A 9,075-nucleotide genomic window follows, 5' to 3' on the forward strand; every position below is an offset into this window, starting at 1 on the left:
AGGCAAGGAGTGCGGATGGCGGCCTGGCGAATGTTGCCGAGTCAGCAGGCGCGTGCGACCCAGTCGTTGTGCCATGCCGGGGCGGGCAGTCGGGACCACGAAATCCACTGTCCAGGTGCGACGGCGCGGCATCCATCCCACTGACCGTAGCTCTCGTCGTAGGCGACGACAGTTGCGGTGCTGGTTCCGCAGTTCTTGTAGGTGAGGTTGTAGTAGTTACCGCTCGAGATGTAGGTCGACGCCGACCAGCAGGGGACGTTGGGGTCGGCAGAGGCCGGCGCGGTGGCGGCGACGGTCAGACCGATTCCGGCGGCGGTGACCGCGAGGGTGGCGGCGATGGTGCGACGCATGGATTCTCCTCAGGGCAAGCTCGACGAACGAGGGGAGGTCAGAGATGAGTCGAGCTGACACCACGAAGCTCCTCCGTTGCCACCAGTTCAACGACCCTCGAAGCGTTTGCTCCCATCGCGGGCGATCCAGGCCGGCACTTCGATTCCCGTTGAAAGGTGGGCGGTCTGCCGAGCGGCCGTCGTACGTTGAGATTTCCCGAATCCGAAGGAGATCCTGATGCGCCGTTTGATTGTTGAACTTGGTGATCGCTTGCTTGCTGCTGTGGTCCCGACGACGAAGGCAGAGGCCTGGAACTGTCCGGGCTGGAACCGGGTGTGTGAGTGCTACCTGAACCGCAACCGCTGTGCCGATTGGTGGTTGCGCGAGGACTGTGCGGTCACCTACAAGAACCCGTGGGAGTACGGCGGCAACTGCGCTGTTTGACCGGCACCAGATCAGACGAGAGGAGCACAGATGACCGCGGGACTGATCGGGGTGGGGCTGGCGGGGGTCGCGGTCAATCTGCTGCTCACGTTCGCCGTGTTGCGGCGGCTGCGTGAGCACGACCAGCGGTTGGCTCGGCTGGAAGCGCGCGGCGGATCGCACCTGGACGTGCTGGTCGGCCGGAAGCCGGAGCCTTTCCAGATCGTCGCCACCGACGGTCGGCAGCTCGGTCACGACACCAACGACGCATTGCTGATCGGGTTCTTTTCGGTGGGTTGTGCCGCGTGCCATGACCAGGCCGGCCCGTTCAGACAAGCGCTGGAAGAGGGCCGGTTCGGCGGTCACGAGGCGTTGGTGGTCGTCGACGGACCGCGCGGCGGTGACCCGGACCTGGTGAACGGGCTGAGTGATCTGGGCGTCGTCATCGAGGGCGACCAGGCGCAGACCGTCGCAGAGGCTTATGGCGTCGTGGGTTTCCCCGCATTTGTGAGCGTGGTTGGTGGCCAGGTCACCAGCGCGGCGCCGGTGGTGGCGATGCTGCGTACACAGCGGGTATGACGCAATCTGCCGGCGGGGCGGAGTCGATCGGAGCGCGACTTCGCGACATAGGGCCTGTCCTGGCGGTCGGATGGCGGGCCGCCCCGGTGGTCTGCTCAGGTCTGTTGGTCTGTGCTCTCGTTGGTGGCTTGGTTCCGGTTTCGGTCGCGTGGCTGACGAAGCTGCTGGTTGACGAGATCGCTTCGGGCGCCTCCGGTACCCAATGGGTGATGCCGGCGGTCGGGCTGGCAACTGTGAGTGCCCTGGCCGTCGGTCTGACCCATCTGGTCAACTACTGGGACACAGAGCTCGACCGCCGGGTGCTGTATGTGACCACGGATCGGCTGTACAGCGCGATCAACGGGTTCGGCGGTCTGGCCCGGTTCGAGAATCCCGGGATGCTGGACCGGTTGCGGCTGGCCGAGGAGGGAGCGGTCGGCTCGGTCGCCGCCGCCGTACAAGTGTCCTTCTCACTGGCCCGGAGTCTGCTGACGCTCGGCAGTCTGATGCTCGCTCTGGCGTCGATCAGCCGACTGATGGCCGGTCTGGTGATCGCCGCGGCAGTGCCGGCATTGCTGGTGGAGTTGGCGCTGAGCCGGCAGCGCGACGCATTGACCGTACGCTTCGCCCCGAGCGCGCGCTTGCGAGCCCTGTACGGCTCTCTGATGAAGAGCGCGGGAGCCGCCAGTGAAATCCGGCTGCTCGGCCTGGGCTCGTTCCTCAAAGGCCGAATGATGACCGAGGTGGCCCGCCTGCAGGACTCGGAGCGCCGCCACGGCCGCCGCGTCGTAGCGGTGCAGTCATCGCTGACTCTGGCCGGCGCCCTGATTGCAGGTGGCGGCCTTGTCTGGTCAGCTGGGCAAGCCGCCCGGGGGCGGATATCTATCGGGGACGTCACCGCGTTCACCGCGGCGGTGACAGGTGCGCAGGCAGCGTCGATCGCCCTGGTTCAAGGGATCGCAGGGCTGCACAGATGCTTGCTGATGTTTTCCCATTACCGCACGGTCCTGGCGATGGAACCTGATCTGGTCGAGCCCACCGAGCCACTGCGCCAACCGACGGGACCGCCGGGAATCGTGTTCCGTCAGGTCTGGTTCCGGTACGCGGAGGAGCAGCCCTGGGTTCTGCGCGGCGTCGACCTCGTGATTCCAGCAGGGTGTGCCGTGGGATTGGTCGGGCTGAACGGCGCCGGCAAAAGCACGCTGGTCAAGCTGCTCTGCCGCTTCTACGATCCGGACAGGGGCGCCATCCTCTGGGACGGCGTGGATCTACGGGACATCCCGCTGCACGAGTTGCGCTCGCGTCTCGGCGTGTTGTTCCAGGAGTTCGTCCGATACGAACTGACTGCTGCCGAGAACATCGGGGTCGGAGACCTGCAGGCGATCGGCGATGCACCGCGGATCCGGGCGGTGGCCGAGTTGGCCGGCGTTCATTCGGTGCTGGAGAACCTGCCGAAGGGTTACCGCACGCTGCTGAGCAGGTCGTTCTTCGGCGACGAGGGAGAAGTTGGGGCGCTACTGTCCGGCGGTCAATGGCAGCGAGTCGGCCTGGCGAGAGCACTCATGCGGTCAGACCGGCGACTGCTGATTCTCGACGAACCCAGCTCTGGCCTCGATGCCGAAGCGGAAGCGGAAATCCATCAGCAGTTGCGGGCACACCGGCGGAGCAGGACCAGCGTACTGATCTCGCACCGGCTGAGCGGGATCCGGGACGCCGATCTCATCGTTGTGCTCGAGAACGGGCGGGTCCGGCAACAGGGGACTCATCAGGAGCTGATTCGCGGAGCAGGGCCGTACGCACGGCTGTTCGCCTTACAGGCCAAGGGATATCAGGCCACGCCGGGGACGGACAACCACGCCGAGGACACGGTCGACGGGGAAGAAGCCGATTCTCCGGGAGTCGAAACTGCGCGGGTTGTCGCCGATGACCACCACTGAGCCCGCGGGCACAACGGCGTACCCGGGCACGGCCTCTCGCACCTCCGCAGGTATGCGGTCACCCGCGACCGCCGCGACACGCTTGAGGAACCAGCGGCGGTCATCGACGGACGTAGTCAGCGGCTTGGCCCCCCAGCTGTACCCGCGGCCGGGACGCTCTACCACCACGACGTCTCCGGCGGTCAGCCGCTCGCGCCGTCCTCGTAACACCAAGACTCGCTCGCCGGAGCGATACGTGGGAGCCATGCTGTCGCCGTCGACCGTGACCAGGACGAAGCGCCGGCGAACTCCGAACAACACAGCAGCCGTGAGTGCCATCGCCGCACCGGCGCCGATGTGGGAAGTAGTGGGCACGACAGGATCCTAAGAGGAGTTTTCGATGAAGCTGGTACATATGCTTGTGGCAGTCACGCTGACAGTCGTCTTCACGGCCTCTGTCGTCGGCAAGGTCCGGTCGCGCAATGCCTTCGCGGCCTTCGTTCGCTCGGTCCCGGCTTTCGGTGTTCCGCGCCGTCTGGCAGGGCCGGTCGCGCTGATCGTGACCGGCGCCGAAGCTGCGGTGGTCTGCCTGCTCATCTGGTCGTTGGTGGCCGGTGGTGGGGCTGTCGGCCTGTGGGCGGCCACTGCGCTCATGTCCGTCCTGACGGTCAGCGTCGTCCGAGCTGTGCTGAGAGCGGACGGTGCGCGCTGCCGTTGTTTCGGCAGCGAGGACGCCGTACTGGGGTGGCTGCACGTAGGCCGCAACGCCGGTCTCTTGCTGATGGCGGGTGGGGTGGCCTTGGCCGGGCCGGGGATCGCGACCGCAGACTCGCAATCTCTCCTGGTCGCGGCACCGCTGGGAGGTCTGCTGGCCCTTGTAGTTGTGCGATTGGAAGACCTGGCCGTTTTGGTCAGGTCTTCCAGCCCGGCTTGAATCAGACGCAGTACCAGGTCATCCAGGGGAGTGTTTTTCCTCATATTGGCGCCCATTGTCCCGGATGTGTGCGGAGCGCGTCCCGCCGTCGTTTCGATGGAGACGAAAAGAATGGGCAGCACGTTTTCACAGTGCGACCGTTGACACATCGTCTTGGCTGGGGCCAGAACGCGCGCTTCAGCTGACCAGAAGGAGTACGAATGAGCACAAATATGTTTCGACGGGCGGTGGCGGCTGTCGCGGTGGGTGTTGCCGCGCTCGGTATCGCAGGGCCCGGCCTCACCCACGCGGCCCCACCGCCTGGGCCGACGTCTTCGGTGACGGCGCAGAGCGGAGAGACCAACTCCGCAGACGGACGTCGGCGGATGGCCGCCATACAGGAGGAGATCGCCTGGCAACTTGCGCGGCAGCCCGATGGCCGCCAAGTGGCGCCGAACAAGATCGTCTGGGACAAGCAAGGCGTCGAACTGACCCTGCCGATGCCGGGTGACGACATGGCGGCGATGGCAAACTGCGCCTACAGGTTGGTTTGCCTGTTCGGCGACAGCGACTACAACAACGGGCCGGACGTTCAGCCCTGGGTGCTGGGCTTCTACGCCTGCACGCAACGCGACCTCGGTGACTGGGGCAAACGGAATCAGATGACCTCGTGGGACAACAACCAGACCTATGGCACCCAGGCCTGGATCTTCCAGTACCGCGACGAAAGCCACCCGGAGTACGGCCTCATCCAACTGTTGATGGCACCGGCGCCGCACCAGAACCCGCTGGTCTACCCGAATGACGCGGCCGACGTGATCCGTCCCTGCTAAGCCGTTGGGGTGTTCATCGGCCGATCGGTCCAGCCGTCGGTGAATTCTTCCGGCAGCATGTCCAAGAGGAAGCTGACAATTCTATCCTCCTCAAAATGGTTGCCGTGATTCGCCAGGCCGGATGCAATTGGTAATGCGTCTGTTCATTGATCGAAAGGAATTTCATGAAGCGAAACCTATATCGCACCGCTGCCGCCGTCACCGTGCTGGCGGCAGGGACGGTCGTGTCCGTCTCGCCGGCATCAGCCGGCAACGGCGACTGGAACGCGCCCCGGGCGTATCCGGAGCGATCCGTCTTCTGCGCAAACCCCAGCTACTGGTTCCCGGGCTTCCAGATGAGGGGCACGAGTAACAACGGCACCTACGGAACCTGGGCGGTCAGCGCCGTGCGGGACGACCCGCACCAGACCGCGTTCGACGCCGCGTTCTACGCCAACGGCGCGATCTCCTGGGTGACCTGGTACTGCGTCTGATTCGACCCGGGCTGGACGACCTGACCAAAACGGCCAGGTCGTCCAGCCGAACTCTGTCCGACGACGACCGCTCCGGTCCACGCTTGACCCGGCCGGCGAACAGCACGCGTTCGCCCCTGATTCGAGCGTAGCGGCCGCCGGCAGGTGTAAGGCGGCCGCTCGCAGGCGGTCAGGGTGTGTCGTTGGGGCAGGTTGTGCCGGGGGCGGGCAGAGTGCCGTTGGTCAGGTAGTCGATGGTGGCAGACTGGGCACAAGCGCTGTTGTACCAGCCGGTGTGGCCTTCGCCTTCAGTGGTGAGGAGGTGGCCGTTGTCGAGGACATCGGACAGGGTGACCGAGTCCTGGTAGGGGGTGTCGGGGTCACCAACGACGCCGACGACCAGGATGTCGGGGCTCCCGGAGGCGTTCCAGGGGCCGGTGTAGCGGGATTTCTGAGCGTCGGTCCATTGCTCGCAGGCCGTTGCGTGGCCGTGGTCGTAGTTCGGCGGCGCGTACGCGGTGGCGGGTCCGAGGATCGGGGCCGCGGTGGCGTGCTCGTAGAGCCTGGCCTGCAGGATGCGAAGGTTCCGGGTGAACCCGCGATCGGCGCACTCGACGACGGTGTTCTGGGTCAGGTAGTCGGTACGTTCCTGGTACATCTCGGTGGCGTAGACACCGGTCTTGGTCGTCAGGTCCCGCAGGCGATTCCCGAGTTCGGGCCAGAGCCATTTGCCGACGCCGAGGTTGAGGTTGAACCGCAGGGCTACCATCGCGCCGTTCACGATCTCGCGGCCGTCCGCGGTCCGGACCGGGTCGTTGTCCAGCCTCTGCTGCAGCTCGACAAATGCGCCCTCGGCGTTGCCGTTGCCGAAGGGACACTCGGTGGGAGTGGCGTCACACCACCGGAAGAAGCGCTTCATCGCCGCGTCCGCCGCCAGGTACTGCCGGCGGTCGGCCTCGTACGGCCGGTGGGTGTACGCGTCGGGGTCGTACCCTCCGTCCAACGCGGCCAGCCGGAGCCGTTGCGGGAACAGGTTCGCGTAGACCGTGCCGATGAAGGTGCCGAACGACTGGCCGTAGTAGGTGATCTTCTCCTCACCCAGGGCCGCCCGGACCAGATCCATGTCCCGCGCGGTGAACTCAGTCCCGAGATAGGGCAGGAGCTTTGCGTACTTCGCGTTGCACGCGTCGACGAACGCCTTACCGGACGCGGCGGCCGGGAAGAACTCGTCGGTACCCGCGCGGCCGTATGCCTGTGCGTAGTGATCGCTGTACTCGCGCGCAGTCCAGCAACTCAGCGACCCGCTCTGCCCAACTCCCCGAGGATCGAAGGCGGCCAGATCGAACCGTTCGTTGAGCGGGGAGTCGGTGGCGAGCGAGTGCGCGAACTCGATCGCGGAACCGCCCGGGCCGCCCGGGTTCACGACCAAGGCCCCGATCCGGTTGGCCGTGGTCGCCTTCTTCCGCGTGACGGCCAGCGGGAACGTCCCAGCGGAAGGGTTGCGGTAGTCCAGCGGGACCTGCAGTTGGGTGCAGTCCCAACCGTCCCCACAGTCGGCCCAGCGGACGGTGGGGACCGTGATTCCGGGGAGGCCACCTGGTGGTGGTGCCGCACTGGCCGCGGTCGCGGGCAGGGTGAGGAGTCCTCCGAGCAGTGCGGTGACTGCCGTGGCGAGACGGAGCTTCATCGGTTGTCCTTGTCCTAGCGGTGATCAGTGCTGGCCGTGGCCCGCGTCGATGAGCCGGTGATGAGTGGCATTCATCTGGGCCAGTTGGCGCTCGACCCCTTCGGTGATCAACGGTGCATCGGCGCCATTGGGGCTGGTCGGTGGTTTGACGGCGGAGTGGATCCAGGTGTCGAAGACGTGGTCGAGTTGCTGTTGGCTCACCCATTCGGCGTGGGCGACGAAGTCCGCCGTGGTGGCGTTCTTGTTCTTGTACTTCTGGGCGTAGCTCTCGAGGATCGTGAAGAAGGCGACGTCGCCGGTTGCCTTGCGCAACGCGTGGAGCGCCATCGCGCCACGCTGGTACACCGCGATGTTGAAGATCCGCTTCGGATTCGACACGACTGTTGCCCAGTCGCCCTTGTGGACCGTGACGAAGTCGCGGTACGAGGCTTCGGCGAGCTGATCGGCCGTGGCGGCACCGCGCTGCTCCGACCACAGCCACTCGGCGTACGTGGCGAAGCCTTCACTCAGCCACATGTGCTGCCAGTTGGCAATCGACACCGAGTCACCGAACCACTGATGGGCCTGCTCGTGGGCGACGAGCCAGGTCGGCTCTTGCGCCGGATCCTTCCACAGGAAGTCGCCGTACACCGACCGAGTCTGGTTCTCCAGGGCGAGGTTGAGCTCGCTGACCGCGACACCGCCGGTCGCCTCGAACGGGTACGGACCGAAGCGAGTGGTGAAGAAGTCGGTGATCTCGTCGCTACGGCGCAGGTTCTCCTTGGCCTTGTCCAGCACACCGGACTCCTTCAGCGCGGTGTCATAGGCACGGACCGACGGGAGGCCGTGGTACGTGCCCTGCTCGATCTCGAGTTTTCCCATGACCAAGAACGGCAGATAGCTCGCCATCGGATTCGCCGAGGCGTCCCAGTGCCAACGGGTCCAGCCGGGCCGATCCTGGGTCCGGCTGCGCAGGACGCCGTTCGAGATCGCGGCGTTGCCGTCGGGTACCTCGATCGAGATCTTGTACCTCGCCTTGTCCGACGGGTGGTCGTTGGCCGGGTACCACCACTCCGCCGAGCGGGGCTGGTTCGTGGAGACCGTACGGGTCGACTTCCAGCTCCAGAGGTAGAGGCCGTCGACGGGCACGGTCGACGGTACGTCGGCGTACGAGACCTCGACGACGAAGGTCTGGTCCTTGTCGACCGGTGTGGAGGGGGTGACGATCAGCTCGCTGTTGTCGTTGGGGTCCTTGCCGAAACCGGCCGGCGTGCCGTTGACCGTCACCGAGCTGACCTTCAGCGCGAAGTCCAGGTTGAACTGGGACAGGTCCTGGGACGCCTTGGCGGTGATTCTCGTCCGGCCGGCCAGCTCATCGGTGGCGGGCTGATAACTGAGATCGATGCCATAGTCGGCGACGTCGTAGCCGCCATTTCCAGCGAACGGGTAGTACGGGTCGCCCAGGCCGGGGGACCCCGGTGATGATTGCCCCGATGCCATTCCGGTGAGCACCGCAGCGATCGTCACGGCAAGGGCGCCGGCGCCCAGCTTGCGACTCAGCTTCATCAAGAAGATCTCCAGGGGACGGGGCGATCGAGCTGAGCCCGACGCCGCGGATTCTTCCGGGAGTCTATGGATCGACGTCTGACGCGGCAGGCAATTCGACCAGCTTCGAAGGAGCCACCGGGCCGGCTGTCAACAACCTGTCGGACCGATTCCTTCGCCGACCGAACAGAGTCGACAGCTTGGAAACGCAACCCGAAGCAGAAGGAGAAGGCCCATGGCGAACCGCGACATGTAGCGGCGACGGAGACCAGAAACCTGCTGACCCCGTCCTGACCGGCAGGTGCCGTGGACGGGTAGATGACTGCGGCGCGCTCGGCTGGTGACCCGCCACCACCTCCGGCGACCGCCGCAACCGCGCGGTCAGCCTGTACGGCGCGATGGCCGGTGTCGCGATGGTGGTTGGTCAGATCGTCGGTGG

The 9,075-nt window shown here is 65.8% G+C and carries 9 protein-coding genes and 1 pseudogene; 6 read left to right on the top strand and 4 right to left on the bottom strand.

What is annotated here, in order from left to right; translation table 11 throughout:
* Positions 1-41: 41 nt before the first annotated feature.
* Positions 42-350 carry a hypothetical protein gene (locus AB0F51_RS19030; protein WP_360281524.1) on the bottom strand — a complete coding sequence of 103 codons (309 nt, stop codon included), beginning with the start codon at positions 348-350 and terminating at the stop codon, positions 42-44.
* A gap of 217 nt (positions 351-567) precedes the next feature.
* On the opposite strand from AB0F51_RS19030, the gene AB0F51_RS19035 reads away from it, so the two are divergent.
* The 3 genes from AB0F51_RS19035 to AB0F51_RS19045 all read left to right on the top strand — a co-directional run bounded on the left by AB0F51_RS19035 (position 568) and on the right by AB0F51_RS19045 (position 3,248).
* A complete protein-coding gene (locus AB0F51_RS19035; RefSeq protein WP_360281526.1) occupies positions 568-774 on the top strand; it encodes a hypothetical protein in 207 nt (68 codons plus the stop codon).
* Between the two features lie 30 nt (positions 775-804).
* Positions 805-1,332: a hypothetical protein gene (locus AB0F51_RS19040; protein WP_360281528.1), complete on the top strand. Its 528-nt coding sequence runs from the start codon at positions 805-807 to the stop codon at positions 1,330-1,332.
* Between the two features lie 128 nt (positions 1,333-1,460).
* Positions 1,461-3,248, top strand: coding sequence for an ABC transporter ATP-binding protein (locus tag AB0F51_RS19045; protein WP_360281530.1), 1,788 nt, complete (start codon positions 1,461-1,463; stop codon positions 3,246-3,248).
* Here AB0F51_RS19045 and AB0F51_RS19050 read toward each other — a convergent pair.
* Positions 3,219-3,566 (bottom strand): annotated as a pseudogene (locus tag AB0F51_RS19050) (S26 family signal peptidase); the annotation flags it as partial. The gene AB0F51_RS19045 and the pseudogene AB0F51_RS19050 overlap by 30 nt on opposite strands.
* A 61-nt stretch (positions 3,567-3,627) precedes the next feature.
* On the opposite strand from AB0F51_RS19050, the gene AB0F51_RS19055 reads away from it, so the two are divergent.
* The 3 genes from AB0F51_RS19055 (at position 3,628) to AB0F51_RS19065 (ending at position 5,446) form a co-directional block, all read left to right on the top strand.
* Complete coding sequence (locus AB0F51_RS19055) at positions 3,628-4,161, top strand: MauE/DoxX family redox-associated membrane protein (protein WP_360281532.1); 534 nt, start codon at positions 3,628-3,630, stop codon at positions 4,159-4,161.
* A gap of 200 nt (positions 4,162-4,361) precedes the next feature.
* Complete coding sequence (locus AB0F51_RS19060) at positions 4,362-4,973, top strand: hypothetical protein (RefSeq protein ID WP_360281534.1); 612 nt, start codon at positions 4,362-4,364, stop codon at positions 4,971-4,973.
* Between the two features lie 164 nt (positions 4,974-5,137).
* Positions 5,138-5,446: a hypothetical protein gene (locus AB0F51_RS19065; protein WP_360281536.1), complete on the top strand. Its 309-nt coding sequence runs from the start codon at positions 5,138-5,140 to the stop codon at positions 5,444-5,446.
* Positions 5,447-5,615: 169 nt separating this feature from the next.
* Here AB0F51_RS19065 and AB0F51_RS19070 read toward each other — a convergent pair whose 3' ends face one another.
* Together AB0F51_RS19070 and AB0F51_RS19075 are read right to left on the bottom strand one after the other, a co-directional pair.
* Positions 5,616-7,112: an alpha/beta fold hydrolase gene (locus AB0F51_RS19070; RefSeq protein ID WP_360281538.1), complete on the bottom strand. Its 1,497-nt coding sequence runs from the start codon at positions 7,110-7,112 to the stop codon at positions 5,616-5,618.
* Positions 7,113-7,136: 24 nt separating this feature from the next.
* A complete protein-coding gene (locus AB0F51_RS19075; protein ID WP_360281540.1) occupies positions 7,137-8,657 on the bottom strand; it encodes a M1 family metallopeptidase in 1,521 nt (506 codons plus the stop codon).
* Positions 8,658-9,075: the final 418 nt, after the last annotated feature.

Origin of the sequence: Kribbella sp. NPDC023855 (assembly GCF_040639475.1) — a bacterium.
GTDB lineage: Bacteria > Actinomycetota > Actinomycetes > Propionibacteriales > Kribbellaceae > Kribbella.